The sequence below is a fragment of the Streptomyces sp. NPDC087901 genome, assembly GCF_044742205.1.
Taxonomy (GTDB): Bacteria; Actinomycetota; Actinomycetes; order Streptomycetales; family Streptomycetaceae; genus Streptomyces.
This window is the reverse complement of record NZ_JBIUUC010000018.1, coordinates 102,008-127,200: the sequence shown is the minus strand read 5'-3', so window position 1 is coordinate 127,200 and position 25,193 is coordinate 102,008. Positions and strand designations below refer to the sequence as shown.

Sequence of the window (25,193 nt, the reverse complement as noted above, 5' to 3'; positions counted from 1 at the left end):
ATGCCCGTAACCACTCTTGTCTCCGCCAAGTCCTGCGGCGTCACCGCGTCCGCGCTCGCGCTGACCATGGCCTCGACACGTCCCTCGCTGCTCGCCGAGTGCGACCCGGCCGGCGGCACCATCCGTGCCGGGCTCCTGGCCGGACGCGCCACCGCGGGGTACGGCCTCTACCACCTGGCAGCCGCTGAGCGCACGGGGCGCGATGCGCTCGCGAATGCGTTCGCCAATCACTTGTGGCCGCTGGACGAGGCCGGGCACCGCAGGCTGCTGCCCGGTCTGACCGACCCCGCCCAGGCGGCGGCGCTCGGCCGTACGTGGCCGGCTCTGTCGGATGTCCTGCACGTCCTGGCCGCCGAAGCCGGATACGACGTGTTCGTCGACGCCGGGCGCCTCGCGCTGGAGTCCGGGCACCTGCATCCCACGCTGACTCCCGCACCACTGCTGCATCAGGCCGACCTGGTCCTGCTCGTGGTCCAAGGCACCGAGCAGTCCCTCACCCTGGCCCGCCACGTGATCGACCCGCTGCGCACCGAGCTGCAGGAACGTGGCTCGGGCGCCGACGCGCTGGGTCTGCTCCTCATCGAGGGCGGTACCTACCGGGCCCATCAGGTCAGCGACGCGCTCCACGGGGTGCCGGTGCTGGGCGTCCTGCCCTGGGACACGGACACCGCCCAGTACCTCACCCTGGGGGGCCGGCCGCCGCGGGGCTACGCCCGCAGCCCACTACTCCGCCACGCTCGCACCGCGACCGAGCAGATCGAGGCGGCCACCTCGCGCCGCCGGATCCAGCAGGAGTACCCGCCCCGTCCTGCGAACCCGCAGCTGGCGGGTGTGCTGCAGCAGCTGGCCGTACAGCGTGGAGGAAGCCGTGGCTGATACCCACCAGCGGCCCGGCGCCAACGGGCATCCCGACCCGCTGGGCCGCCAGGAGCTCGCTTCGCTGTTGTCCGGGCATCTCGGTCAGCGCCGCGCCCCTGCGCCCGCCCAGTCACCGCAACCGCCGGCCGCCGCCCCGGCGGTGAGTCCGGGTGCTGTGCCGCGTCTGGCCGGACTGCCCGGCGAGCTCCCGGTGAGCTGGGACGTGATCGAGGCCCTGCAGAGCGATGTATCGAAGGCTTTGAGCGAGGAAGATCCCGACAAGCACCTGCCCGAGCCCGACCGCCGGGCTCTCGCCCGGGCCCTGGTCACCACCGCGGTCGCGGACTGGTCCACCAAGCACGCCCACGGCAACACTCCGCTGACCGCCGATCAGGAAGGTGCGATCGGCGCCGCGGTCTTCGATTCCATGTACCGCGGCGGCAGGCTGCAGTCCCTCCTCGACGAGGAGGGCGTGGAGGACGTGATGGTCGACGGTCTGCGCGCCCATGTCGAGTACCACGACCGGCCGCGACGCACCGTGGAGAAGGTCGCCGACAGCCACGAAGAGCTGATCACGTGGGTCAACCGGATGGCGAGGCTGTCCGGCCACGGTGAGCGGGCCCTGACCCAGGCCACCCCCATGGTCGGCTTCCGCATGCCCGACGGCTCCCGCGTGACCGCCTCACTGCTCACCACACGGCCCTCCGTCGTCATCCGAAAGCACCGCATCCGCCAGCACGGCATCGCCGAACTCGTCCAATGGGGCTCGATCAACCCCCTTCTGGAAGCGTTCCTCACCTCCTGTGTCCACGCCAAGATGAACGTCCTGGTCGTCGGTGACATGGGCGCGGGCAAGACGTCACTGCTGCGTGCGCTGGGCCGGGAGATCCCGCCGGCCGAGCGCCTGGTCACCCTCGAATCCGACCGTGAGCTCTACCTCGACGAGCCCGGCCCCAAGCCCGGCCCCGTCACCTATGCGTTCGAGGCGCGGCAGTCCAACGGCGAGCGCCACGGCGACAAGCTGGCCGGTGAGGTCACCATCGGCGACATGTTCGCCACGGCGCTGCGGTACAACGCGACCCGCGTCATTGTCGGGGAGGTCCGGTCCACGGAGATCGTGCCGATGCTGCAGGCGATGTCCGCGGGCGGCTCGGGCTCGATGTGCACCCTTCACGTCCGGCGGCCGCACGCCATCATCAGTCGGCTGGTCCAGCTCTGCACCGAGGCCGGCATGGCGACCGAGGCCGCGCACCATCTCATCGCCTCCTCCATCGACGTCGTCGTCTACCTCACCTACCTGGACGAGACCGCGCTCGGCGGCAAGAAGCACCGCTACGTGTCGCACATCTACGAGATCCACGACGTCGTCGGGGAAGGCGGACGCCCCACCACCTCCGAGCTGTTCGCCCCGCACGGCACCGAAGTGCGGGCGGTGTACAAGAACATGCCGTCCTTCATCGGAGAGCTGGAGCGCACCGGCAAGTTCGCCAGGCAGTGGCTGACCGAGAACCCGCACAGCTGGTGGGGCCCGCCCCTGCAGACAGTGAGCACACGATGACCACATCCCAACTGGCCCTGGTGGCAGCCTGCTGCACCGTTCTTGGCCTGCTGGCCGTTCTCGCCGCCGTCCGTGAGTTCCGCGGTCGGGTGCCCGACCCGGTCAAGCCCGCTTCGCGCATGACCGACCGAATCCAGCGTGCCCGGTCCGAACTGCCGGAGAAGTGGCAACACCGCTGGCGCCACCTCGTCATGGCGGCCGCGATCGTCACCCTGGTGGTGTGGGCGTGGACGGGATGGCCAGTGCACGGGCTCCTCGCCGGAGCCGCCGTGCTCGGATTCCCGTTCATCCTGAACCCGGGCACCGCCGCGGTGCACCGCATCGACCGCCTCGAAGCGCTGGGGCAGTGGCTCAACCATCTCGCCGGTGTCCACACCGCCGGAATCAGCCTGCCCCAGACCATCCGGGCCTCGGCGAAGAACGCCCCCGCACCGATCGCCGCGAACGTACGGGCCCTGTCCGAGCGGCTGCGCTCGGGCGTGGAGGCACACACCGCGTTCGCCCTGTTTGCGGACGAGCTCGCCGACGGGGTCTCCGACCACGTGGTCCTGCTGTTCCAGAGCCACGCCGTGTACAAGGGGCCCGGCCTCTCCGACGCGCTGGAGAAGCTCGCGGTCACGATCCATCAGCAGGCCGCCGACGCCCGCGATATCGAGGCCGACCGGGCGAAGGTCCGCAAGTCCTCGCGCATGGTCTCGGTCGTCATCTCGATCGTCGTCGTCGGGTGCATGCTCAATGAGGGCTGGTCGGGCTGGTACCAGTCACCGGCCGGGCAAATCGTGCTGGCCGTCCTCGGCGTCATGTTCGCCTGGACCTTGTCGTGGCTGCGCCGCATCGCCCGCACCAAGCCCGACCCCCGCCTCCTGGCCCCGCTGCCCACCACCGACCTGCCAGCCGCACCCGGTATCGCAGCACCGCGGCGGCCGGACGGGCTGCCCACCAACGTCCCGACCGGTGGAGGTGCTCGGTGATCCCCGTGCAGGCCGTCCTTCCCGCAGCCGCAGCCGGCGCCCTGATCGGCCTCGCCGTACGGGCCGCCTGGCCGGCCAAGCCCGACCTCTCCTCCGTACTGGACCGGCTCGACGTCACCAAAACCCAAGCGGCGCTGCCGTCCGCAGCTCCGAGGGTGACCAATTCGCTGAGCGAACGCGTCGGCAACCGGCTGCTCGGCGAGCTCGGCGGCCGGATCGCCCTGCCGCTCAAAGACCTGAACCTGCTGCGGATCAGCCCGGCCGAACACCTGGGCAAACGCGTGCTGTTCTCCCTGTACGGGCTGCTACTCCCCCAGCTGATGCAAGCGCTCCTCGCGCTGGCCGGGGCAGCGTTCTCCTTCACCATCCCCCTCGTCGTCTCGCTCGCCCTGGCAGCCCTGTTCTGGATCCTGCCCGGCCGGGAAGTCGCCCGGAAGGCAGCAGCCGCCCGCCTCGTGGTCCGGCACGCCGCAGCCTCCTACCTGGAACGCGTCGCGCTGGCGCGGATCGCGAACTCGGGCGCAGCCCAGTCCCTGACCGAGACCGCGGAAGTCGGCGACGGCTGGATCTTCGTCAGGATGCGGCAGATCTTCCACCAGGCCGACCTCGCCGGAGTCACCGTGTGGGACGCCCTGAAGCAGCTCGGTGACGAGCTCGACATTCCCGAACTCACCCGCCCCGCGGACACTCTGGCCCTGGCAGGTGACGGCGCAGCCGTTTACGCAACCCTGCAGGCCCAGGCGAGGCAGCTCCGGATCGCGATGCTGTCCGATGCCAAGGCGCAGGCCAACGAGGCCTCGGCGGCCATGGTCCTGCCCGTCACGTTCGGCGTCGTCCTCATGCTCGTCTTCGTCATGATCCCCCTCACTTTCACCATTCTCGTCAGCTGATCCGGAGGAAATAGACCGTGAACATCGAAGCGCTCACCCTGCTACTCAAAGCCCACTGGCACCGGCTGAAGACCGCCCGAGACGAAGGCCAGGGCACCACCGAGGTCGCCGTAATCACCGCCGTCGTCATCGTCGTGGCCGCCGGAGTCGCCCTGGCCATCAAGACGAAGGTGGCCGAGAAGGTCGGCATCATCAGCGGCGGCTGACGCAAGACCGCGACAGGAAGTCCAAAGGGAAGGGGAGGGCAGGCGTGAGAACCCGGCTACGCAGATACAGGCGGGCATTCGCGAGGCGACGCGGCGACCGCGGGTTCGCGAGCGTCGAATTCGCGGTGCTGGCCCTGGTGGTGCTGGGCCTGGTCTTCACCACCATCCAGGTCGGCCTGTACTTCCATGCCCGCAAGGTGGCCCAGTCCGCGGCACGCCATGGAGTCGAGGCAGGGCGGGCTTTCGGCTCCGGCGAGGGTGACGGTGTTGCCGAGGCGCAGGCCTTCCTTGCCCGTTTTGGGGGGAGCGTCCGAGGCGCGAGCGTGTCCTCGGCGGGCAGTTCCGCCGAAGAGGTCCGCATCACCGTGAGCGGCAGCGTCGCCACCCTCGTACCCGGGCTGGAGCTGCACGTCAGTCAGTACGCCGACGCCCCCGTCGAGCGCTGGACCACCCCGTGACCGCCCGCACGCAACACCGACGAGCGCTGTCTGCTCTGCGTGGTGACCGGGGCAGTTACGCCGTGGAAACTGCGGTTCTCGCCCCAGTGATGATCACGTTGCTGCTGCTGATGGTGGCGTTCGGCCGGGTGATCGATGCCGAGGGTGCCGTGGACTCCGCCGCCCATGCCGCGGCCCGCGCCGCCTCCCTGGAACGCGACGCCGGCAGCGCCCAGAACAAGGCCCAGGCCGCGGCCTCGCGCAGTCTGGAGGGAGAGGGCATCACGTGCCGAACGTCCAGCGTGACGGTGGACACCGCGGGCTACTCGCTCGATATCGGGGCCGACGCCACCGTCACGGCGACGATCGCCTGTACCGCGGACCTGTCCGACATCGGTCTGCCCGGACTGCCCGGCGGCAAGACCCTCCGCGCATCGTGGACCAGCCCGATCGACACCTACCGGGGGCGCCAATGATCCGCCGACTCCGCCAGCGGGCGGCCGTGCGGTACACGGCGCTGAGCTGGCGTGACCGCGGCTCCATGTCAGTGTTCTTCGCCCTGACGACGATCGCCATCCTGATGGTGATGGGACTCCTGGTCGACGGCGGCGGCGCCCTGAACGCCGGCAACCGAGCCACCTCCCTCGCCCAGGAGGCCGCCCGCACTGCCGGACAGCAACTCGATCCCGCCCAGGCCATCGAGGGCACCGCCATCACCATCGACCCGGACGCCGCCATCGGCGCAGCCCAGGACTACCTCGCCGCCGCGAACGTCCAAGGCGACGTCAGCATCAGCGACAACGGCCAGACGCTCCACGTCACCGTGCACGACAGCTACACCACCCACTTCGCCCAAGTCATCGGCATGGCAAAGATCAACGTCACCGGCACTGCCACGGCCCATCTGCAGACCCAAGCTGGAGGCTGATCCCCCATGGCCCACCGAACCCCCGCCCCGCTGCGCGCCGTCGGCGCCCTGTTGCGGGCACTGCTCGGCCTGGCCCTCCTGGCGGCCCTGGTCGGCGGCGTGCCGTATCTGCTGCTCAAGTTGGGCCACCAGCCGGCTGAGCTTTCCGGCGGCCTGGATCTGCTGACCCAGCAGGATGACGGGTCGCTGTTCCTCGTGGTCCTGACCTGTATCGGCTGGGTGGCGTGGGCGGCGTTCGCGTTCTCCGTCCTGGTGGAGATCGTGGCCGTGCTGCGCCGCCGCTCCGCACCGCGCATCAGAGGTCTGGGCGGGATGCAGTCCCTCGCCGGCGCGCTGATCGGTGGGATCGTGCTGCTCGCCCCGACCGTCGCCTCCGCCGCCACGGTCACTCCCGCAGTCGCCGCAACCGCGACCGCGACGCACACCGCCGGACAGGACGCTGCAGGCGTCTCGGCGAAGCACGAGAGCACACGCCCGGACGGGGCCGAACTACGGCACACCGTCACCTCGGTCACGGAGTCACCGTGGGAGCTCGCGCAGACGTATCTCGGCAGCGGTCCCCGGTGGAAGGACATTGCCGCTCTCAACCCCGACATCCCCGAACTCGCCGCCGGCGACCAGTACCTGCCCAAGGGCGCGATCATCACGCTGCCCGCCGACGCACGGCGTCCCGCTGCAGCCGACACCGCGCAAGCCTCCTCCCCCGCCGCCAAGGCAGCAGGCCCCACGGCCGGGACACCGGACAACGCAGCCGAATCTCAGACGTCGTACACCGTCCGGCCGGGCGACTATCTGTCAAAGATCGCCGAGGACAAACTCGGTGACGGGGACCGGTGGCCCGAGCTGTACGACGCGAACAAGGGCACACAGCAGCCGTACGGGCAGGTCTTCGACGATCCCGACCGGATCTATCCGGGCCAGGAACTCGCGCTGCCCGGCAGCGCCCAGCACACCGGAACCGACCCAGACGTGGAGCACCCCGGCTCCGATTCCGGCTCTGCCGAGAAGGCGCCCACCCACGGCGATCACGAGGGTTCAACGCCGTCCAAGGCGGACACTCCATCGCCGTCGCAATCGGCCCCGGACACCGAATCACCGTCAACCGCCGCACCCTCCCCCAGCCGCACGGCGTCGCCCTCCCCCACCGTGACGCCCGCACCCGCCGCCCAGACGCCGACGCCCGGCAATCCGACGCCGTCGGCCGTCTCCGCCACAGAGGACCATCAAACGACGACCGGGATGCGGGCCGGCATGATCGGTCTGGGAGCCACCGGAGTCCTGGCCGCCGGACTCGTGGGCACCCTGGCCACCCGGCGGATCCTGCAGCAGCGCCGCCGACCTCGCGGACGCCGGATCCCGATGCCCACCGACCGGACCGCCCTCACAGAAATCGCGCTGCGCAGCGCGGACGCCGGCACGGAGCTGGCGGTGCTGGACCGTGCGCTGCGGACCGCAGCCGCCGTCCTCGCCGAGGAGAGCCGGCCGCTGCCCACTCTGGCCGCGGTGCAGCTCGGCACCGAGGGGGTCCGGCTGCACCTTGGCTCCCCCGCCCCGGCGGTCGCCCCGTTCACCTCTGACCCGTCGCAGAGCACGGTGTGGTGGTGCCCTGCGGATTCCGGGGAGTTGCTGTCCCCCGATGAGAGCCGGGAGGTCGACCCGCCCTATCCGGGACTGCTCGCGCTGGGCGAGGACGACCAGGGCGCGATCGTGCTCGTCGACCTCGAACACATCCGCGCGCTCCACCTCACCGGCGGGCTGCGCAATGAAGTCCTGCGAACCCTCGCGCTGACGCTGGCGCTCTCACCGCTCGCCGAGCAGCTCGACATCGCGGTCGCCGGAGAGGACACCGCGCCCGGGCTGGCGATCCTGGACAGCGACCGGGTCACCCCGTACCCGGACCTGACCGATGCTGTACGGGCCCTGCAAGCTCATCACGCGGAGCAGCAGCGGGCCCTGGACGGGCTCGGTGACGGGGACGGCCTGTCGTCGGTTCACGGGGCAGAGGTGGGAGATCTGTGGCCGCTGGTCGTCGTGGCAGATCTGGATTCCTGCCCTGCTCCCGAGGGAGCGCAGACAGCCCTGTGGGAGGTGCTGGGTCAGCAGCTGCGGTCAGCGGTGGCCGTGGTCACGAGCAGCACCGCCGTTCCGGAGGGCGCCGACAGGGCATGGTCGGTGGACACCGATCTGCCGCACATCACCGTTCCGGGCACATCGGTTCGTGTCGTGCTGTCGGTGTGCTCCGATGCCGAGTACGCCGACATCCTGGATGTCGCACTCACCGCTGACGCACCCGGCGACGTACCCGCCCCCGTGCACGAGCCAGCCCCGGCGGCGGAGCCAGTGGAAAGCCACGGCTCCACCTCCGTGCCCCTCCCGAAATCGCAGACGCCTCCCGCAAGCGACGATGCCCGCGCGGTCCGTAAGCCTGGGCTGATGGCCGCATTCGCCGACCTGGACGACGAACCTGACACTGACACAGAGGAGCAGGCAACAGCTTCGCCCGTCGGCAAGGAGATCGCGCCCGGACCGGAACCGCTGCCCACTGCATCGCAGTCGCCCGGAACGCCTGTACTGCCGGCGCTGTCCAGCCCTGCTCCCCGGGTCAGCTCGCGGATCCCCGCACCCACCGGCCCTCAAGACGTCACGCCCGCGCTCGACACGGCTCTCCCGCTTCCCGAGCAGCCCGGCAAGTCCGACAGCCCGGACCGCCCGCTGGTGCAGCTCCTCGGGACCGTCGATCTCCTCGGCGCCCGCGGCACCATCAAGTCCAACCGGCGGACCCTCGCGCTGGAGATGACGGCCTGGCTGGTGGTTCACCCCGGGGCGAACCACCATCAGCTCGACGAGGTCCTCGCACCCGGCGGACTCGTCACCCGCGATACGCGCAACACCCGCCTCGGAGACGTCCGCCGGTGGCTCGGTACGGACGACCAAGGAAACAAACACCTGCCCCACGTGAGCGCCCAGCCCGACAAGCTCTACCGCCTTGCGGGCGTGGACTGCGACTGGAGCCAGTTCCAGGAACTCGTCCACGCCAGCCGGACCGTCGACGGCCCGGGCAGCAAACTGCTGCTGCACCGGGCGCTGGAGCTCGTTCACGGCCGGCCCTTCTCCGGCATCCCCTCACGCCGATACGCGTGGGCAGAATCCCTGGCCCAGGAAATGGTCTCCGCAATCGTCGATGCCGCCGACGAACTCGCCGAGGGGTACCTGGAGCGCGGCGACGCACGTAACGCCCTGTGGGCAGCGACCCGCGGCCTGACTGTCGCGCGGGAGATGGAGTGCTTGTGGCGCCACAAGTTCCGGGCGCTGTCTCTCCTCGGCGAGGAAGCCGCGCTCGAATCGTCGATCCGGCAGCTCGACGAACTGCTTCTGGAGCTGGGCTCCTCCATGGACGAGGAGACCGAGCAGGTCCTGCGCGTGCTGTAAGCCGGACGTCCCTTGGTCCATGTGAAGAGCCCCCACCTTGATCAGCTCGGTGGGGGCCTTCTGCTGGGCCCCGCTCGCTCCTGCGGCCACTCGACACCCGGCCGGTCCGACGACGGGCGCGCGAACCAGTCGTAGTGCGGACCAAGATGGCCCGGGTTCAGGACGCAGCGCCCCGCCGCGGTGGGGTTCTGATTCCAGCATTAGCCGGAGATCGTGGCCACAGGCGCATCCCTCACGGCGCCTCCTGACAAAGCGGGTTGCCCGGGGCCGGGGTGACGCGGAGGAATGACGTGATGATCGCCCGGTAGCTGCGGTGGCTCGGGTTACGTCCGGCGTGGGCCAGCGCCCAGTCCTCGGGCGATGTCGGCCCCTCGTACGCGTCGGAAGTCTCCAGGCAGGTGGTGCACTCGACCTCGTACACGGGGGCCGAAGCGCCGGGGGTGCGGTCCGGGCCGATCGCCCAGTCCGCGAGACGGATCACAGATCGGACAGCCATCAGCCCATCCCCGCTTCACGGCCGGCGCAGGCGGTGGTGTCGCGGCAGGCGCGGGGGAACCACGAGTACGCGGCCCCGTTGACCGCCTGGCTGCGCTGCTCAACTAGGTCGATGTCCGCACCGACCGTGAGGGGGTAGCGGCACCAAACGCAGCGCCAGCCCCGCTGCTGCTGCTCGGTGAGGTCTCTGACTGGCGGTAATTCCCTCACGGTCATGGCGTCCCCGGGTCGTCTCGTCGGTAGTTCTGTGACGGTACGGGCGGGCGCAGCGAACGAGGGGCAGGATTCCTGCCCCTCGTTCAAAGGTTCGAACTATGCGGCGAGCAGGCCCAACTGGTCGGCGAGCGCGGCGGCGCGCTGCCGGTGGGCGGGCACCTTCGACTCCGTCTCTTCCAGCACGATCCGCCGGGCGTAGCCGTTGTACTTGATCGTCTCCGGGGCGGCTTCGTGCGCCTTTGCCAGGGTCGCGAGCGCCGTTTCGGCCTGTCCGTCCAGCTGGTACGCGCGGGCCTCCTCGATGCGGTGTCGGGCCAGCCGCGGCCTCGACGGGATCGCTACCGCATCCGCGGCCACGGCCTGACGCACCGACTCCCCGCCGGCCCTGAGCTCCACTGCCACGGTCACGGCGTGGGCGCCCATGATGGCCTGCGAGAACGAGGTGATCGGGTGGTAGTAGCCGGGCCCCAGGTGGCGCGCCGTGGTCTGCGCCTTGTCCCACCAGCCCCACGCCGTACCGGACTCGCCGCGCCGGGCCGCGGTGTATCCGGCCTCGAACTGCAACGCGCCGGCGATAGCCACGGTCCGGTCATCCGCGTCGGGCAGGAAGCGTTCGAGGTAGCCGAGCGCCTCCATCGTCATGGCATCCGCCGCGTCAAAGTGTGACGGACCCGAATCCCGGTGCGCCTGTGCGGCCAGCCACGCCGCGACACCGATCGCGTGCGGGTCCTCGGACTCCTGCGCCGCCACCATGCCGCGCTCGGCCACCCGCCACAGCAAGGCGCTGTCCGGCTGGTATGCCACGAAGAACTGGCTGAGGCTGTACACCTCGGACAGGACGGCCTGCCCAGCCCGCCGCTCCGCAGCCGTGTCCGCCTGCCGCACCGTCAACTGCGCGTCCCGGATCAGATCGGGCAGCAACTCTCCGAGGACCTCTCGGTGGTTCGCCGCCTTGTGCCGGGCCAGCCACGCCTTCGACAGCCGGGCCGCTACGTGCTCGGCCGACTGTGCTTGCCGGTCCCCACCGAGGGTCAGCGCGTTCACCGCGTCCCGCACTGCCGGCAGCCGGGAGTGTCCCGGCCCGATGAACAGGTTGACGGGTGCGGTCTGGTCGCCGGTCAGGTCGCAGAGGTTACGGACGCGCAGCAGTTCAGCGATCCGCAGCACGACGGGGAGCCTGGGCATGCCGATCTCCCCTCGCTCGACCTGCTTCACCCACGAGGCCGACATGCCCAACAGCCCGGCAGCCACTGGCCGGGACATGCCCCGCTTCGTACGGAGGATCTGCATGCGTTGTCCGAATGCGATCGGGTCGCCGTACGGGTCCGGGGTAGCGTCTTCCGGCATGGCCTTTGCCCCTCTCTGAACAGCTCGTCACTGTCAGCGTATGGGGCAAGGCCCTTTCTGTGTGCACCGTCAGGTGATCCCGAACGCGGGCAAGCGCCCACCCCACTACCGGCCTTGGGGTCTGACAATCATCACAGCACCGGCTCCCCCAGGGATGCGATGCCAGCCGCAGCCATCACGCCGTCTTCTTCCGCTTTGACTTGACGGCTTCGCGCTCCTCGGATGCTTGGGCCAGCCATCCGGGGTGGGCCTTGTTGATGAGGTCGCGGAGGTGCTGAACGTTGATGCCCGCCTCCCGAGCAACGGCTGAGACGTGGCCGTACTCGGTCGAGGTCATGGCTTCGGTGATGGCAGCCTCATACCACTCGGCCCTGTGGCCGTCGGCAATCTTCTCCGCCTTCTCGACTCGTTTCCGAAGCGCTGCAAAATCCGGTTTGCTCATGACACGAGGATGACATGCCCACCACCCAACTTCAAGTTGCACTTGAAGTTGGACTGTCGTCCTGCGCGTCCCGGCCCCGCCAGTTCCCCCTGGGCGCCAACCGTCCCATGCTGTCGCCTCCGTCTCTCCAACAGACATCGCGACGCGCCTGACCCAAAAGCCGACCCAGCCGCTGACCCGATCACTGACCCAGCCAGAAGCTCGCAGGCCAGAGCCCTCTCCACCGACACCGCTATACCGATGCGCAGAAGCCCCTCAAGTCCCTTCCTCCCTCCCGGTATCCGAAGATGCAAGGCCAGACAGCGGCCAGGCCACGGGATACCCGCAACGGCAACCGTGACCGGCGACCGATTCGGCCCCACCGATCACGAACAGATCGCTCACGACCTCAGTGGCGCACCGGACACACCTACCGGTCACGGCCTCGGTCACCTCGATGCTCAGGTATGGCCGACCAGGCGGAGCGCGGCCAGCAGCAGCGCGGGACCAAGGGTGCGCGCCCAGACATCGGTCACGGCTTCGGCCACGTCCGCGACGTCGTCGGCCAGCTGATCGGTCACGTGCCCGTCGGCCACTGCGGCCTGGACACCGGCGTCGGCGCACAGAGATGCCCATGGTGACCAACTGGGCCCCCTGACCCAGCGGCGCAACCCCAGGCAAGCCCCCACGAAGACCTGGTGCTCAGGTCCGGCCATGCGTCCACACCGTTCCCGAGACTGGGTGACCGGTCAGGCCGGGAGGTGACCGAAGTACCGGCATCGGCCATGACCGGTGACCGACGTCGGACCGATCGGTCACCGGTCACGGTCACCAGATCAGTCACCGCATTCGTCGGTCACCGGTCACTAAATCGGTCACGGGCATTGGTCACTTGGCGGCCAGTCACGTCCAACAACAGGAGACCGACATGGCCGTGGCCGATGACCGGTCACGGTCATCGGCCACGTGCGAGCGGCGGATCGGTCAGCGGTTGACCGACCGAAGATGTGCACGGCCCTGCTGCCGGCGCTCCGCTTCAAGACGTTCGGCAGCGGCGTTCACGCGCCTCTGGCCCGTTTTCGGGGACAGACTCAGCCGGCGAGCGACCTCGGCTCCGGTAAGCCTGCCGCCGGTCTCTTCCGCCTCGGTCAGCCACCTCACGACGGTCACGACCTGCTGCTCAACCGGGTCCAGGACGGGCTCGTCGCTCTGCTGCGCGGGCACCAGAGCAGCGGCTGCGCCAGTGTCAGTGACCGCGGCATCCCAGGCACCTGGATCCCCAGCGGGCGCTTCCGGGGACCGCGGTGCTGGCACATCGAGCACGGTCCGCTGCGGCACTCCCCCACCGTCGCCGGCCTCGCCCGTCAGCGCGGCCGGCTCCAGAACCGGCACACTCTCCGACTGCGGTGCCGCCGTCGGCTCCGGCAAGGACACCGCGGTGACGGACCGGCCCTCGAATGAACCGCCCATCGCAGCGTCAGCTCCCCCACTGCGGAGGCCAGCATCTTCGTCCAGGTCGAGAGCTTCCTGCTCTGCGACGGCTTCGCTCAGGTCCTCGGCCCCCTCGGAAACAATCTCCGAATGACGCGTCACCTTGAAGTCATGCAGGACGGGACGGAGCTGCCCCTCCGGGAGCACCCCGCCCGTGAGGGGGTCGAAGACCCCGTACTGCGCGAGGAACAGCCCGAACTGCCTTGCGTTCGGCAGCTCCCCGAACTGATTGTGATAGCCCAGGACCGCGTCGTTGTAGTCGATGTCGGGCAACGCCGGCTGGTCCCCCTCGACGGAGGACTCGGTGCCCTCCCAGACTATCGGGGGCGCCGGCTCGGCTGGCGACGCTGCAACCTGGTCCGACTCCCCTGCGGCCAGGACGTGCTGACGGGCTCCCACGAGCTCGGGTTGCTGGGCCTGGGGCGCTTCGACGGCCACTAGGCCGGGGGCCGGGGCGGGGGGCAGGAGGGACGGTTCGATGCCTGCGGCGGCGAGTCCGGCCGGGCCGGTTTCGGCCAGCGGGACGCCGTACTTGGCGAGGCGGAGCGGCATCAGGGACTCGACGGGGGCCTTGCGGCGCCAGCTGCGGCCGAAGCGCGCCTGGAGGCGGGCCTGGTAGATCAGCCGGTCCTGTTCGAGCTTGATGACCTGCTCGTACGACCGCAGCTCCCACAGCTTCATCCGCCGCCACAGCCGGAACGTCGGCACGGGCGAGAGCAGCCAGCGGGTGAGGCGGACGCCCTCCATGTGCTTGTCGGCCGTGATGTCGGCGATCCGGCCCACCGCGTGGCGGGCGGCCTCGACGGAGACGACGAACAGCACCGGGATCACGGCGTGCATACCGACCCCGAGCGGGTCGAGCCAGGCTGCGGCGCCGTTGAACGCGATCGTCGCGGCGGTCAGCAGCCAGGCCGTCTGGCGCAGCAGCGGGAACGGGATGCGCAGCCAGGTCAGCAGCAGGTCCAGCGCGAGCAGGACGCAGATACCGGCGTCGATGCCGATCGGGAAGACGACCGAGAAGCTCCCGAAGCCCCTCTGTTCGGCGAGTTCACGCACGGCCGCGTACGAGCCCGCGAAACCGATCGCTGCGATGAGCACCGCACCGGCGACCACGAGCCCGACGAGTATCCGGTGCGTACGCGTCAACTGCATCATCCGATCACACTCTCACGATGGATCAGCGCTGCGTGCTCGATGTTGCTCATCGCGGATCGCCAACGGACTGGCCGTGCCGTTTTGAATCCGGCGCTGCGTCGACTTCTCACCGAAGTATGTCGTCGGCCGCGAAACGGGTCCGCGCTTAGGATCGTTCCTGACGAAGTTCCGGACGCAGCCTCCGGTTTGATGCCCCGGCCGGATCATTGGCTATCGCCTCGGACGACGTCTTCTGAATCCGCTGTGATTCCGTCAGAACACAGTGGTTACGGCGAGCGCTGCAACCCTCCGAGCGGACTCCCGGGGCAAAGCCCCTGGGAAGGAAAGGCCACCGCCCGGTTCGCTCTGCGCAGGTAGGCGAGAAGTAGGGCGCTCCCGCTTCTGCGCGTTCGCATCCGTCCGGCAAGCAGAAAGGGGGCGGCAGGACCGTCTCATACAGCACGCGACCAGTTCTCATGCCGGGTAAGGATCCGTTGGACCCTGTTCCTGATTCTGGCATCGACGTCTGGATGCCTCTTCTTAAGGGAGTCGAACATTCCGATAGAAGAGCGTAGTTCGATCAGGGCTGTACGCCCTGCGTCATCGAGCTGCACGATGTGGGCTGGGAGTGGACCACCTCGTGACGCGTCGAGGTGTTGTGCGGATGCGAGGGGCAGCCCGAACACGGGGTCGGTCAGGGCCCCAACCAACTGGTCTCTGTGCTGGGGCACGCCGGGGCGGTAGTCGACCTCCAAGCACCACCGGACGGGGCTTTTGTCGCCGTAGCCGGGGATGCCCAGGCCCTTCCACCCAGTGACCGCGTAGGCGGGGGCGACGGTGTGGAAGGCCGCGAGGCGGCGCAGGAGTCCGCTCGTGCACCAGGCGCCATCGTAGAAGTGCTGGGTCCACTTCGGGGTGTTCCACTGGGTTTCCGAGGCGGCTTCTTCTGCGGTCCAGGTGCCTGTGTTGTGCCACAGCGAGCGCCAGCCGGGGGCCAGTTCGGCGGGGCGGTTCTTCGTGATCCGGCGCCATGCGCTCGGAGGGAGTCCCGTCAGCCACAGTGACGTCTGCCGGTCGCAGATGTGCAGTTCGATGCCGCGCTCGCTGATCTGGCGGATGCGCAGCCCCAAGAGTCCGTAGACCTCGCCTGTGTCCAGTTCGTACACCGGAAGGAGTCGGTGCAGCAGGTCCGTGGCGCGCTGTTCGCTCTCGACCTCGATCTTGAGGGTGTCGGGGTGGGGGTGGATGCGGCGAATCCCGAAGGTGAACTCGGTGAACCGGTTGCGGGATTTGAGGAGTTCGTCGAAGACGTCTGCCTCGAAGTTGCGTTGTTCGGCGGTGGAGGCTGGCGGGATCGGCGGCTGTCCTCGACGGAGGGCGGCGTACGCCTGTTGGTAGGTCTCGCCGGTAAGACAGCAGCGGAGTTCAGCAGTCCGGCTTACTCGATGGTGTCGCATGGGAGGCCCTTGCTCCCGTACCTGCGGCCCGCGGTACGGCGCGTGGCTGCCGTTCCCGTTTCAGAACTGGGTGGTCGTGATGGAGTAAAGCTGAGCTCCTTCGGTCCCTGCTCCGAACGTCTGCTGGGCCGCGACGCTCTGAGGGACCACGGCCCTCCCAGGCCGACAGCACAATGGTACGGGCCGCTCCGGCTGAGCCGGCCTGTCTCGGGAGCCTTGGGCATGTCCCTCGCTGCGGGTCACTGCTGGTCAGCCCCTTCGGTCGCCTCTCGGAGCTGTATTCGTTCGCGCTCAGCCGTCACCCGATCGTGGGGCGTTCGGTGTGAACGGTCGGTTGAGGGCGCGGCGGGCCTTACGATCGGGATCTGCCGGTTCGCGTAGGCCCGGCCAGCACACACTTGTCGGGCCCGGACCGATGTGGGGTGTGCGCAGAGGGTGTGGGGCGCCCGCTTCGCAAAGTCGGATAACTGATCGTCATCGCGATGTGCGACCTTCTGCTGGCCGGGCAGCTTCAAGGACGTCAGCATGTCTCATTCCACACGTCGTGTCTCCGCTGGCCAGAGGCGTCGCTACACCGGTGAGAGCTCAGGCGCCGCCGCCCTGGGCATCGCCCGCCACTCGAGCGGCTTGGGTCTGGATGACTGCACGCCAGCACAGTGCCGGCTGCGCTTTCTCCTGGCCTTGGGTGTGTTCAACCAGGGTGACTTGCAAGCGTGGCCGGGCGAGTGGGCGATCTATGGAGTCACCGCCTACGACATGGTCCTGTCGCCGCAGTTCGACCATCTGGCTGTTGTCTGCGGGGCCCCCTACAACGTGGCGCGCTGGCTGACTCCCAGCGGGCCCGGGGCCGGGAGGAAGCTGCCCGGGCTACGCCTGGAGGAGCAGATCGGTGAGACTTACCGGCTCCGCCACCTGCCCACGGGCGCGTCAATGTCCGTCACGTCGCAGCCAAGTACCCGCCCGGCCCTGATGATGAGGTCGACTTCGAAGAGTGCGGTGTGTGGCGCACCAGTAGCGCCCTCACAGAAGAGGAGCGGGCGGTACTCGGTGACCTGCCTTCGGCGTCCCCCGACGCTGAGGTTCTCCTGGCAGGGCTATTGGTTCGTCTGTGCCTGCGCGATCCCCAAGGCTCGTGGGCAGTGGGTACGTTCTTCGATGATCCGCTCAATCGGCCTGACGAGCGCCCCGTCTGGTCCGTGCGCCGGCGTCTGTGGGGGAACGGGAATCGTTGGGAACTGGAGTGGACTTCCTACCCCTTCGGTCTCGACCTGGTGTCGGCGCTCACGGATCCGGTTGCGGGAATCGAGGGTGCGAAGGCGGTGAAATCGCACCGGGGCTGGGACATTGTCCTGGGCGATTCGATCCTTGCGCTACGGCCTCGCTGACGATCTGCTTCCACTGTATTGGCGGGGTGTCGCGTTGCCACCACCCATGAGGTGAGTAAGGTACCCGCATGACCGTCCCATACAGTCCCGATGATCGGGAAAAGGTAGTCGCTAAGCTGCCGGCAGCCCTCCGACAGGAACTCAAGGTTCGTGCAGCCGAGTTGGGCGTGGACATCAAGGACGCCGTAACCGAAGGTGTCCACGCCTGGAAAACCGAGGAAGTCCCCCGCTCACAGGTCGATACGTCCGGTGGCGCCTCGTTCGCCACCTACCTTCCCGCCGGGCTGTACGGCCAGTTCAAGGACGTCTGCAAGGGCCGTGGGGTCGCTTTCAACCAAGGCATCGCCCAGTCGATTCGACTCTGGCTCGACAGCCACCCCTCCCCCCGCCGCGCCCCCCGCACAACCGGTGCCCGACGGTTGATCTTCGGCAATCAGAAGGGCGGCGTTGGCAAGACGGCAACGTCCGCCGGCGTAGCCGAGGCGCTCGCGGAATCCGGCCAGCGCGTCCTGCTCATCGACTTCGACCCCCAGTGCCATCTCACGAAGCAGCTCGGCTACCCAATGCTCGACATCGACAGCCCGAGCCTGGCCAAGCACATGCTGGGGGAAGGAAAGGGCAAGCTGCGCGACCTGCTCGTCCCGATAGAGGAGGGAAGCTTCGGCGGCCGTCTGTTCCTGCTGCCTGGCTGCAAGGACGCTTTCCTGCTGGATGCCAAGCTGGCAACCACCCGGCACGTGCGGATCAAGGAGACGGCTCTGGAGAAGGCGTTGGAGCCGCTTGAGAGCGAGTTCGACTACATCGTTATCGACTGCCCGCCCAGCCTGGGTTACTCGATGGACACCGCTCTGTACTACGGCCGCACCCGCGAGGGCGAGGAGGCCGACGCCTCCGGTGTTCTGATTCCCGTGCTGGCCGAAGACTCCTCCGCGGACGCCTACGACATGCTCTTCGACCAGATCGAAGACCTGACAGCCGACCTCGACATCGAGATCAGCAAGATCGGCTTCATCGTCAACATGTACGACAGCCGCAAGGGGTACATCGCCACCTCCTCCCTTGAGAGCTGGAAGGCCATCGGAGACCCGCCGGTGCTGGGCGTGATCCCCGAGCGCAAGGAACAGCGCGAAGCAGCCCGTTTGAAGCAACCGCTCCTTACCTCAGCTCCTGACTGCGAGCAGGCCGAGGTCCTGCGCACCATCGCGCTGGCGGTGAACCGATGAAGGCCGCCGACCGGCTGGGTACCGGCTCTTCGTTCGGGAACGTCCCCCGCGGCCGCAGCGCACGCGGCCGGGCCAAGGCCGTCACGCAAGGAGATGTGCCGGCGTACGAGCTCGTCCGCCTGCGCCTGAATGAAGTTGCTCCCACCCCTCTCAACCCGCGGCGTAACTTCGGTACCAAGGAAGAACTGACCCGCTTCGGCGAGGAACTGCGAGTTACACAGCTCGCCGCCTGCGTTGCTGTCTCGCGTGATGCCTACCTGAGTCTGTGGCCGGATCACGAAGATGAGGTTGGCGACGTCGGCCACATCCTCGTCAATGGGGAGCGCCGCTACCGCAGCGCCGCCCAGGTCGGACTGGATGCTCTGGACTTCGTTGTACGTGACGAGCTGGCGACGTCCCGGGAGACGTTCATAAACCATCTCCTCAAGGAGAACCTCGACCGCGCCGACTTCGACATCATCGAGCGGGCGCGCGGCATCAACGAGCTCGTTGAGGTCTGTGCTGAAGAATCAGTGCGTGGAGCTCGAGCCCGTGCTGCGGAGAATTTGGGCAAGGATCGGTCCTGGATCACGCACCAGCTGTCGTTGCTTGAACTACCCGAAGCGATCCAGCAGATGCTCAGTTCTGGTGACCTTCCGGAACGAGACGGACGCCTCCTGGTCCGACATCTGAAGGACCACCAAGGCCTGCTCTCCGCAGCTGAGTTGCTGCAGGTGCTGAAGGACGAGAAGGCAGCTCGCTCCGCTGATCGGGAAGCCGAACGTGCTCTCCTTGCCCAGGCAAAAGGTCGCACACAGCACGCTGTAGAACAGCCCCAGAACGACCACCCCTCCCCCACAGCCCGCACGGCGCCTGCAGAGGTAACGAGCGCGTCCCCGCCTCTGCCAGGTCCGGCCAGTGATGCCCCCGCTTCGAGCTCCGTCCCGGAGGCCTCCGACTCCCAGCACTCCCCCACGCGGCAGGCAGACAATGAGGTCGACCGAGAAGCGACTGTGGTTCCCGTGCAGAACGCGACGCGGCGCGCAGCTGTTCTGCCGCGACGCGGAGTCATCGACGTTATCGACGTGAAGCAGGTTGCCGAAGCTCTGGCAGACCACATGTCCAGTGAGGAGCTGAAGGAACTAGCAGGGCTCCTGCAGGAACGCCCGGTCAGCAAGTAGAAACCTGGCTCCGCGGGAGGGGCGGGAAGTTGTACGCGTACAACATCCCCGCCCCTCCCGGCATACATGCTCCTTGCGTATGAAATGGAGCCGGCCGCGTGCACTCGTGCTTGGGCTACGCGCCGCATTCTTGTCGGTTACGCCTTGCTGCCTCCTAGAGGCACTCTCTCTCGAAAGTCCTGAGATTGATGCCGGGAGTCGGCGTCAGGACCGGCACACGGATATTGTTCGAGGTCGGTGACGGCAGCACCTTCCCGACCGTCGGCCACCTCGCCGCCTACGCCGGACTCGCCCCCGCGACCCGCAAAAACGAGGCTGCCTCCCACGCTCGAGAGCCTGGCGCGAGCAGATCCGTGAAGAGACGCAATGCCAGTTGCCGTCGGCCAAGACGACGGAGCCGCTTCCCCGGACCGAGAACAGCCACGCAGTCTTCGATCTGCACCAGAACCGTTCCGGGTCCGCTCCCTGCCGGTGACAGGTGTTGTACGCGTACAACATTCGCAGCAGGACCCTTGCCCGGCCCGCAAATGGTGCACGCGTACAGTGATTGGCCGTCAGTGCGAAGGCGTCACCGCCAGCCCTCGTGGGGCGCAGTAAGAAGCGCGTCCAGGACCTCGTCCTCGTTGTTCGCAGGACTCTCGGTGCGCGGCTTGGATGTTGTACGCGTACAACATCCAAGCCCTCCTTCTGGCATCTCTGCTCCAGGATCATGGTGGGCCCAAGAACTCCTAACGAAAAGAGTGGCGGGGAACGCTAGGCTCGGTGGCCATGAGTCAGGGCGGTTCGCAAGCGGCAGCATTCTTCCGAGACATCCGCCAAAGCAGAGTGGTCTGGCTTGTCCGGGATGACGACGGGAGCCCTGCTCCCCTCTCTGCGGACGGCACGCGAAGTCTCCCCTTCTGGTCGACCTCGGCTCGCGCCCAGAGGGCAGCGAAGATCTGGGGGCACGGGCTACGCGTTGAATCCGTGCCCTTGGACACCTGGCGCGATCGCGATCTGCCCGATGCCGCCCGAGAGGGGTACAAGATCGGCATCAACTGGAGCGGGCCGCGCCTGGTCGGCTGGGACTTCACCCCCATGGAGATTCTCAACCGACTGGCGGCGGCTGACTAGCCCAGGGCATCGCTCGTCAGAGCGCGCAGTCGCCGCCAGCAGATGAGTGCGCATCCGAGAGTGAGGAAGGCTTGGTGGATGTCGTCGCGCATCTTCCAGCGGATCCGCAGGCGGCGGAACCAGTGCAGGTGGGCGAACGCACGTTCCACGACCCAGCGCTGGGTGCCCAGGCCGGATCCGTGCTCGGTTCCGCGGCGGGCGATCAGCGGCTTCACGCCGAGGTCCCGGACGAGCCGGCGGTACTTGTCGTGGTCGTAGCCGCGGTCACCCAGAACCACTTCGGGGCGGCGCCGGGGCTGGCCCCGCTTGCCACGCACGGGCGGCACGGCCTGGAGGAGCGGGATCAGCTGGGTGACGTCGTTACGGTTGCCGCCGGTGAGCGTGACATCCAGCGGGATGCCGGTGGCATCCGTGATCAGATGACGCTTTCTGCCCGTCCTACCCCGGTAAAAAGGGCTTCGTCCCGTCTTAGGAACCCCTTTGGCGCCCGTAGGTGAGATCCGTCGACGGCAGCCCGCTCGAAGTCCAGTGCAACCCGAGGAGCTCGGCTTCGGCTCTGGCATGACGTGCTGGCGCGGCCTTGCCGAGGACCGAGGCGGGCGTGTGGCACTGGCTTCACGAGGTTCTCCTCGCCGGGCTTCGTAGGGCAGCGCCTGTTCCCAAGTCCCTATAGCCCGCCAGGAAAAGTGCGGACGCTTCTCGACGTGCCGTCAATGATGGGCTGCGGGGAACCAGATTCAGAAGTCTTCCGCGCAGTTCTGAACGGTGGCAGGAGGAGCGGTCACCGCCCTGCGGGGGTGCTACGAACTCTCCTGAGGCAAAGCAGGTGCAAGTTGGCCTGGCACTTGGTGGGAGTAGAGGCGACCTGGCCGGGTGTTGATCTTCGTGGTTGCCCCGCAGTTGTTGCATGCGCGGCGCACAGCATCTGGATTCGCACCCTGCCCCCTCCGAGTCGTCACCGCCGGCATCCTGCGCCCAGCTACCTCATCGTGGCTCCTGAGCCCCTCCAGCGGCATAGCATCGCGTGCACCCACCGAAGCGCCGTCGTGAGACAGAACCATCAGGCTCGAGAGACCTCCAGGGGCAAGGCCGCTCCGTATCAGGTTCTTGCCGGTCTTGGATGTTGTACGCGTACAACATCTGAGACTGCGGGTGATGACCGGAGCCTTCTCTGCGGGGCCTCACATACACCGGTCTAACGGACTTCGGTGTGACAGAAGCATCGAAGCTGTGGACGGCAGTCGGTAGCCAGGCCGTTCGTACGGATCACCAACGTTGTACGCGTACAACATTCGTCGGAGGGCACCGCCTTCCCTTTGAACGTTGTACGCGTACAACATCCAGTCCGAGAGAGGCCCGACAGATTGCCCGGAAGGAGCGGTTGACTGCATTCCAAACCGAGGTTGAAGTGATCCGGACATGTATCGGCTGGCGCAGAACGCAGAGGAGGCCTGTTCTCCCCAAGGGCTTGTGGGGAGTACTGGCCTTCGGGAGTTGGGCGGCAGTCCCTGGGGCAGCAGGCCGCCGCAAGCCAGTGAGCGGGACAGCGCCGGGCTCGCTGGAGGGCCTGGTGAAGAGGCGGTGTTCCAACCTTGCACTGTTCCTGCCTGCATGCGGTGTTCCTTGCGGTCAGGCCCTCCGCCGCTGCGGCCACGGATAACCAAGCTGCCTGGCGTACTCCGGAGATCCGCCACAGACCTCGGCTGTCTGGCGTGGGTCACCCGCCACAAGTTGCTCAGCAAGTCTCTCGGCCTGACGTTCAGGGTCGTCACTGGGAACGTCAAGCACCACCTGGAACTGCAGCCATGGGCGGTCTTCCCTGATGGCCGAGCGGCACGGATGGAAGAGGAAGAGGTTGATCTGGTCGGGCTCCCAAAGCCAGGCGGACACACCGCCGAGTTCACATTCCCATCGTGCAAGCCAGCCGGCGCGCTCTCTGAGGTCCAGCTCCAACAGCCGGGCAACGGTGCGTGCTGGCCACTCCCAGCTGTGGTCCGCAACGGCTCGCTCTGCCTCTGTCTGGTACTCCCGAGCATCGAACCAGAACTCAGGCAGGTCAACGTTGTCCTTGTCGGGGTTGCGCCACTCGCTCCAGATCACGCGGTCGCCGTCGCGCCGGATGGTCACATAAAGCAGCACCCTTCGGTGCACGTTGCCTCGGCCAGCCGCACCTCGTGCGGCTCAGGACCAGCCGTAAGCGGGCCGTCCGGCAGCAAGAGGTACTTGGGATCTTCGCCCGGCCCTTCTGTGAACACCTCAGCCAAGATGTCCTCACCGTCGACCAGCGGTCGGACCTCCACGCTTGCGCCCCTCTGCGGAAGATCAGGAACGGCAACATGGAGGGTGAGGCAACGCTTCTTGGCAGTCATCGAACGATCGTCGGGCCTGCAACATCAAGGTGTCGCAGCATTCCTCGCGGATGGTCCCGTCACTGGTCCCCCAAGATCTTTCCGGCGGCTTCAGTTCGTCGTTCGTGCAGGCAGCGAGGTAGTCGGTCCAGCTGTCCTGGGCGAACCTAGCCTCCTGTGGGCGCTGCCTGCGCTGTGATGGCGGGGAACATGGGCTGTCGTCGCGGTGCTGGTGCTGGCGATGCCTTCGCTGGCACCGTCACCTTCGCCCGGTCCGTATTCGGCTGAAGGGGCCGGGCGCTAAGGAGTCCTGCGACATGGGCTGAACCACGGGGGAGAGGTCTTGGTTCGCCGCCCGGGAAGCGGTCAAGCAGTATGGCGCCGCCCGCCCGAGGAAACCGATCGATGATCCGGTGCGTTGGAATCGGCGGCGCCGTCAACAGATCGGCTGGCAAGATGGATGGGGGAGGGGTGCGCTGGTGGTGGAGGACAGGCGGCAGATCCAGACGGCTGCCTTGGGCAGCGCAGACTCCGACGAGCCTCTCCTGCTGCCGCTCGAGGCGATCGAGCTAGACACGTTTCGGCAACGGTACGAAGGCGACTCGTTCTGGTGTGGGCTGCTGTTGGGCGGCTGCGGCCTGCAGTTGACTACCAAGCTGTACACCGACCGGGTCTGCCACTTCGCACACTTTCCCGGCCCCGACGGACACCCTCACGTGTGCCGGCGCCGGGCCCGGGGCGTCTCCAGCGCCGACCACCTGTACGTGAAGTCTGCTGCCGCGGCGTGGCTGCACCATCGCGGCGAACAGGCCGTCTTTGAGTTCGCCCAATTCGACGGGGTGCCGATCGGCTCGGTTGTTGATGTCCAGCTCCCCCACCACCACTTGCGCATGCACTTGGACCAGTCGGTGCCCCCGGTGTGGGACAGCGAGAGCGAGCCGGTGCTTGGGCTGTCCGTGCCAGTGGACCGCAACACCCTCATCGAGCGCTGGTACGTGCACCGCATTCGTCTGGACAGCCAGGGGACAACCCGCCATGTCCGGATCGGAACCGAGGCGTTCGCCCGGCCCACCGAGTGGTTCGACCTGGAGGACTGCGAGATCACCAGTCGTGGCCTGTCGACCCCAGCGGTTCAACAGATCACTCTGGCCCGCAGCGCGCCCCCGGCACCGAAGTGGACGCCGGGCAAGAAGCAAGAGTCGGCACAGGACACCCGGGCGCAGGAGCTGATCCGCAAGCTGCTCTACGCACGCCGGACTGAGTCCATTTCCCTGGCGGAATCAATGTGCGGTGAGATCACCGGCATCACCGGGGTGAGCCCGCGCGTGCAGGAAAAGATGGATGCGGCCGTGCGCCATGGGCGTCTCTGGATTGAGAAGCAGATTGCCAACCGGCGGCAGTTGTTCGCCGATCTGGACCAGGCCGTGGCCGAACAGCGTCACGGAAGGGTCCGCAGGTTCCGGAATCTCGCCAGGGCGGCCACCAAGGATGGCATCTCCGAGTCGGAGGACCATGTGATCGCGGCAGCCACCGACTACCTTGCCGCCGTCGCCGCGGCCAGGATCGAGCATCTGAACGGCCTCCTCGACGGCCTCGACGAGCTTCCTCACTTCATGGATGCAGATCTCTTCTTGTCAAAGGTCGGGGAGGTAATGCAGACGGCGAAGCAGGTCGACACCATCAGCCCGCAGCGCCGATCACAGATCGAGGCATGGCGGGAACGCGCCGGTCTTCCAGCCGAACCCGGCCAGGGCCTGCAGCGAGGCCCGAAAGCCGGGGGAGGGGGGCGGCACCGCAAGGTGGCCCACCGGAACTGGGTGGAAGGAAACTGTCCTCGCTGTGGTGTCGGCAGAGGAACAAGGTGTCTCGCGGATACCACGGCTGATGAGGCGCAGGGTGGGGCCCACGACGAGCGGACGCGCCCGATCATCGAGGAACGCAAAGAGCGGCAGCACGCCCTGCGACCGTGGCGGACGTACGAGGTGACCTGCCCAGACTGCGGTCAAGGCGCCGAAGCCCGGTGCACCACCACCTCGGGCGGCCCGCACCGCGCCCGAGTCGAACTCGCCAAGGAGTTCACCCGCCGCCGCGAGCCGCACCCGCCATCCGGCGGGCGCCGATAGGCC

The 25,193-nt window shown here is 67.9% G+C and carries 23 protein-coding genes and 2 pseudogenes; 15 read left to right on the top strand and 10 right to left on the bottom strand.

Going from position 1 to position 25,193, the window contains the following annotated elements; genetic code table 11:
- The 9 genes from ACIOEW_RS36665 to ACIOEW_RS36625 all read left to right on the top strand — a co-directional run bounded on the left by ACIOEW_RS36665 (position 1) and on the right by ACIOEW_RS36625 (position 9,277).
- The gene (locus ACIOEW_RS36665) at positions 1-876 is read left to right on the top strand and encodes a MinD/ParA family protein (RefSeq protein ID WP_401969477.1); all 876 of its coding nucleotides are present in this window, start codon (positions 1-3) and stop codon (positions 874-876) included.
- Entirely contained in the window at positions 869-2,416 is a 1,548-nt protein-coding gene (locus ACIOEW_RS36660) for a CpaF family protein (protein ID WP_401969475.1), read from the top strand. Before ACIOEW_RS36665 ends, ACIOEW_RS36660 begins: the two co-directional genes overlap by 8 nt.
- Positions 2,413-3,387, top strand: coding sequence for a type II secretion system F family protein (locus tag ACIOEW_RS36655; RefSeq protein WP_401969472.1), 975 nt, complete (start codon positions 2,413-2,415; stop codon positions 3,385-3,387). Before ACIOEW_RS36660 ends, ACIOEW_RS36655 begins: the two co-directional genes overlap by 4 nt.
- A complete protein-coding gene (locus ACIOEW_RS36650; RefSeq protein WP_401969470.1) occupies positions 3,384-4,277 on the top strand; it encodes a type II secretion system F family protein in 894 nt (297 codons plus the stop codon). Before ACIOEW_RS36655 ends, ACIOEW_RS36650 begins: the two co-directional genes overlap by 4 nt.
- A 17-nt stretch (positions 4,278-4,294) precedes the next feature.
- The gene (locus tag ACIOEW_RS36645; protein WP_311308082.1) at positions 4,295-4,483 is read left to right on the top strand and encodes a hypothetical protein; all 189 of its coding nucleotides are present in this window, start codon (positions 4,295-4,297) and stop codon (positions 4,481-4,483) included.
- Positions 4,484-4,527: 44 nt separating this feature from the next.
- The gene (locus ACIOEW_RS36640) at positions 4,528-4,941 is read left to right on the top strand and encodes a TadE/TadG family type IV pilus assembly protein (RefSeq protein WP_401969468.1); all 414 of its coding nucleotides are present in this window, start codon (positions 4,528-4,530) and stop codon (positions 4,939-4,941) included.
- A 62-nt stretch (positions 4,942-5,003) separates the two neighbouring features.
- On the top strand, positions 5,004-5,396 hold the full coding sequence (locus ACIOEW_RS36635) for a TadE/TadG family type IV pilus assembly protein (protein ID WP_401969466.1): 393 nt from the start codon (positions 5,004-5,006) through the stop codon (positions 5,394-5,396).
- Complete coding sequence (locus ACIOEW_RS36630; RefSeq protein ID WP_401969464.1) at positions 5,393-5,848, top strand: TadE/TadG family type IV pilus assembly protein; 456 nt, start codon at positions 5,393-5,395, stop codon at positions 5,846-5,848. Before ACIOEW_RS36635 ends, ACIOEW_RS36630 begins: the two co-directional genes overlap by 4 nt.
- Positions 5,849-5,854: 6 nt before the next feature.
- A complete protein-coding gene (locus tag ACIOEW_RS36625; protein WP_401969463.1) occupies positions 5,855-9,277 on the top strand; it encodes a LysM peptidoglycan-binding domain-containing protein in 3,423 nt (1,140 codons plus the stop codon).
- A 232-nt stretch (positions 9,278-9,509) separates the two neighbouring features.
- Here the strand turns inward: ACIOEW_RS36625 and ACIOEW_RS36620 are convergent, their stop codons facing one another.
- From ACIOEW_RS36620 to ACIOEW_RS36590, 7 genes are all read right to left on the bottom strand, one after another.
- Positions 9,510-9,773: a hypothetical protein gene (locus ACIOEW_RS36620; RefSeq protein ID WP_401969461.1), complete on the bottom strand. Its 264-nt coding sequence runs from the start codon at positions 9,771-9,773 to the stop codon at positions 9,510-9,512.
- Positions 9,773-9,988 carry a hypothetical protein gene (locus ACIOEW_RS36615; protein ID WP_401969460.1) on the bottom strand — a complete coding sequence of 72 codons (216 nt, stop codon included), beginning with the start codon at positions 9,986-9,988 and terminating at the stop codon, positions 9,773-9,775. Before ACIOEW_RS36615 ends, ACIOEW_RS36620 begins: the two co-directional genes overlap by 1 nt.
- A gap of 96 nt (positions 9,989-10,084) precedes the next feature.
- Entirely contained in the window at positions 10,085-11,335 is a 1,251-nt protein-coding gene (locus ACIOEW_RS36610) for a helix-turn-helix domain-containing protein (RefSeq protein ID WP_401969459.1), read from the bottom strand.
- Between the two features lie 175 nt (positions 11,336-11,510).
- Complete coding sequence (locus ACIOEW_RS36605) at positions 11,511-11,777, bottom strand: hypothetical protein (protein ID WP_401969457.1); 267 nt, start codon at positions 11,775-11,777, stop codon at positions 11,511-11,513.
- A 440-nt stretch (positions 11,778-12,217) separates the two neighbouring features.
- Positions 12,218-12,472, bottom strand: coding sequence for a hypothetical protein (locus ACIOEW_RS36600; RefSeq protein WP_401969455.1), 255 nt, complete (start codon positions 12,470-12,472; stop codon positions 12,218-12,220).
- 268 nt (positions 12,473-12,740) lie between these two features.
- On the bottom strand, positions 12,741-14,399 hold the full coding sequence (locus ACIOEW_RS36595; RefSeq protein WP_401969543.1) for a DUF2637 domain-containing protein: 1,659 nt from the start codon (positions 14,397-14,399) through the stop codon (positions 12,741-12,743).
- 434 nt (positions 14,400-14,833) lie between these two features.
- Positions 14,834-15,838: a hypothetical protein gene (locus tag ACIOEW_RS36590; protein ID WP_401969454.1), complete on the bottom strand. Its 1,005-nt coding sequence runs from the start codon at positions 15,836-15,838 to the stop codon at positions 14,834-14,836.
- Positions 15,839-17,291: 1,453 nt separating this feature from the next.
- On the opposite strand from ACIOEW_RS36590, the gene ACIOEW_RS36585 reads away from it, so the two are divergent.
- The 4 genes from ACIOEW_RS36585 (at position 17,292) to ACIOEW_RS36570 (ending at position 20,719) form a co-directional block, all read left to right on the top strand.
- The gene (locus ACIOEW_RS36585) at positions 17,292-18,446 is read left to right on the top strand and encodes a ParA family protein (protein ID WP_401969452.1); all 1,155 of its coding nucleotides are present in this window, start codon (positions 17,292-17,294) and stop codon (positions 18,444-18,446) included.
- A complete protein-coding gene (locus ACIOEW_RS36580) occupies positions 18,443-19,606 on the top strand; it encodes a ParB/RepB/Spo0J family partition protein (RefSeq protein WP_401969451.1) in 1,164 nt (387 codons plus the stop codon). The genes ACIOEW_RS36585 and ACIOEW_RS36580 overlap by 4 nt, the downstream gene beginning before the upstream one ends.
- Before the next feature lie 188 nt (positions 19,607-19,794).
- Positions 19,795-20,454 (top strand): transposase, encoded by a 660-nt coding sequence (locus tag ACIOEW_RS36575; RefSeq protein ID WP_401969541.1) that lies wholly within the window; start codon positions 19,795-19,797, stop codon positions 20,452-20,454.
- Entirely contained in the window at positions 20,375-20,719 is a 345-nt protein-coding gene (locus ACIOEW_RS36570) for a DUF2750 domain-containing protein (protein WP_401969450.1), read from the top strand. The genes ACIOEW_RS36575 and ACIOEW_RS36570 overlap by 80 nt, the downstream gene beginning before the upstream one ends.
- Here ACIOEW_RS36570 and ACIOEW_RS36565 read toward each other — a convergent pair.
- Positions 20,716-21,248, bottom strand: a pseudogene (locus ACIOEW_RS36565) (IS5 family transposase); the annotation flags it as partial. The gene ACIOEW_RS36570 and the pseudogene ACIOEW_RS36565 overlap by 4 nt on opposite strands.
- Before the next feature lie 5 nt (positions 21,249-21,253).
- Between ACIOEW_RS36565 and ACIOEW_RS36560 the strand changes: the two are divergent.
- Positions 21,254-21,362, top strand: a pseudogene (locus tag ACIOEW_RS36560) (IS5/IS1182 family transposase); the annotation flags it as partial.
- 986 nt (positions 21,363-22,348) lie between these two features.
- Here ACIOEW_RS36560 and ACIOEW_RS36555 read toward each other — a convergent pair.
- Together ACIOEW_RS36555 and ACIOEW_RS36550 are read right to left on the bottom strand one after the other, a co-directional pair.
- Positions 22,349-22,846, bottom strand: a complete 498-nt coding sequence (locus ACIOEW_RS36555) for a hypothetical protein (RefSeq protein WP_401969448.1) — start codon at positions 22,844-22,846, stop codon at positions 22,349-22,351.
- Positions 22,843-23,088 carry a hypothetical protein gene (locus ACIOEW_RS36550; protein ID WP_401969446.1) on the bottom strand — a complete coding sequence of 82 codons (246 nt, stop codon included), beginning with the start codon at positions 23,086-23,088 and terminating at the stop codon, positions 22,843-22,845. The genes ACIOEW_RS36555 and ACIOEW_RS36550 overlap by 4 nt, the downstream gene beginning before the upstream one ends.
- Before the next feature lie 458 nt (positions 23,089-23,546).
- Between ACIOEW_RS36550 and ACIOEW_RS36545 the strand changes: the two genes are divergently transcribed.
- On the top strand, positions 23,547-25,190 hold the full coding sequence (locus ACIOEW_RS36545) for a hypothetical protein (protein WP_401969445.1): 1,644 nt from the start codon (positions 23,547-23,549) through the stop codon (positions 25,188-25,190).
- Positions 25,191-25,193: the final 3 nt, after the last annotated feature.

What these genes read in the sequence shown, in the direction of transcription:
- ACIOEW_RS36665 (WP_401969477.1), top strand. Translation starts at nt 1, where the DNA reads ATGCCCGTAACCACTCTTGTCTCCGCCAAGTCCTGCGGCGTCACCGCG.
- ACIOEW_RS36655 (WP_401969472.1), top strand. Translation starts at nt 2,413, where the DNA reads ATGACCACATCCCAACTGGCCCTGGTGGCAGCCTGCTGCACCGTTCTT.
- ACIOEW_RS36630 (WP_401969464.1), top strand. Translation starts at nt 5,393, where the DNA reads ATGATCCGCCGACTCCGCCAGCGGGCGGCCGTGCGGTACACGGCGCTG.
- ACIOEW_RS36625 (WP_401969463.1), top strand. Translation starts at nt 5,855, where the DNA reads ATGGCCCACCGAACCCCCGCCCCGCTGCGCGCCGTCGGCGCCCTGTTG.
- ACIOEW_RS36620 (WP_401969461.1), bottom strand. Translation starts at nt 9,773, where the DNA reads ATGGCTGTCCGATCTGTGATCCGTCTCGCGGACTGGGCGATCGGCCCG.
- ACIOEW_RS36615 (WP_401969460.1), bottom strand. Translation starts at nt 9,988, where the DNA reads ATGACCGTGAGGGAATTACCGCCAGTCAGAGACCTCACCGAGCAGCAG.
- ACIOEW_RS36610 (WP_401969459.1), bottom strand. Translation starts at nt 11,335, where the DNA reads ATGCCGGAAGACGCTACCCCGGACCCGTACGGCGACCCGATCGCATTC.
- ACIOEW_RS36605 (WP_401969457.1), bottom strand. Translation starts at nt 11,777, where the DNA reads ATGAGCAAACCGGATTTTGCAGCGCTTCGGAAACGAGTCGAGAAGGCG.
- ACIOEW_RS36600 (WP_401969455.1), bottom strand. Translation starts at nt 12,472, where the DNA reads ATGGCCGGACCTGAGCACCAGGTCTTCGTGGGGGCTTGCCTGGGGTTG.
- ACIOEW_RS36595 (WP_401969543.1), bottom strand. Translation starts at nt 14,399, where the DNA reads ATGCAGTTGACGCGTACGCACCGGATACTCGTCGGGCTCGTGGTCGCC.
- ACIOEW_RS36590 (WP_401969454.1), bottom strand. Translation starts at nt 15,838, where the DNA reads ATGCGACACCATCGAGTAAGCCGGACTGCTGAACTCCGCTGCTGTCTT.
- ACIOEW_RS36585 (WP_401969452.1), top strand. Translation starts at nt 17,292, where the DNA reads ATGACCGTCCCATACAGTCCCGATGATCGGGAAAAGGTAGTCGCTAAG.
- ACIOEW_RS36580 (WP_401969451.1), top strand. Translation starts at nt 18,443, where the DNA reads ATGAAGGCCGCCGACCGGCTGGGTACCGGCTCTTCGTTCGGGAACGTC.
- ACIOEW_RS36575 (WP_401969541.1), top strand. Translation starts at nt 19,795, where the DNA reads ATGCCGGGAGTCGGCGTCAGGACCGGCACACGGATATTGTTCGAGGTC.
- ACIOEW_RS36570 (WP_401969450.1), top strand. Translation starts at nt 20,375, where the DNA reads ATGAGTCAGGGCGGTTCGCAAGCGGCAGCATTCTTCCGAGACATCCGC.
- ACIOEW_RS36550 (WP_401969446.1), bottom strand. Translation starts at nt 23,088, where the DNA reads ATGACTGCCAAGAAGCGTTGCCTCACCCTCCATGTTGCCGTTCCTGAT.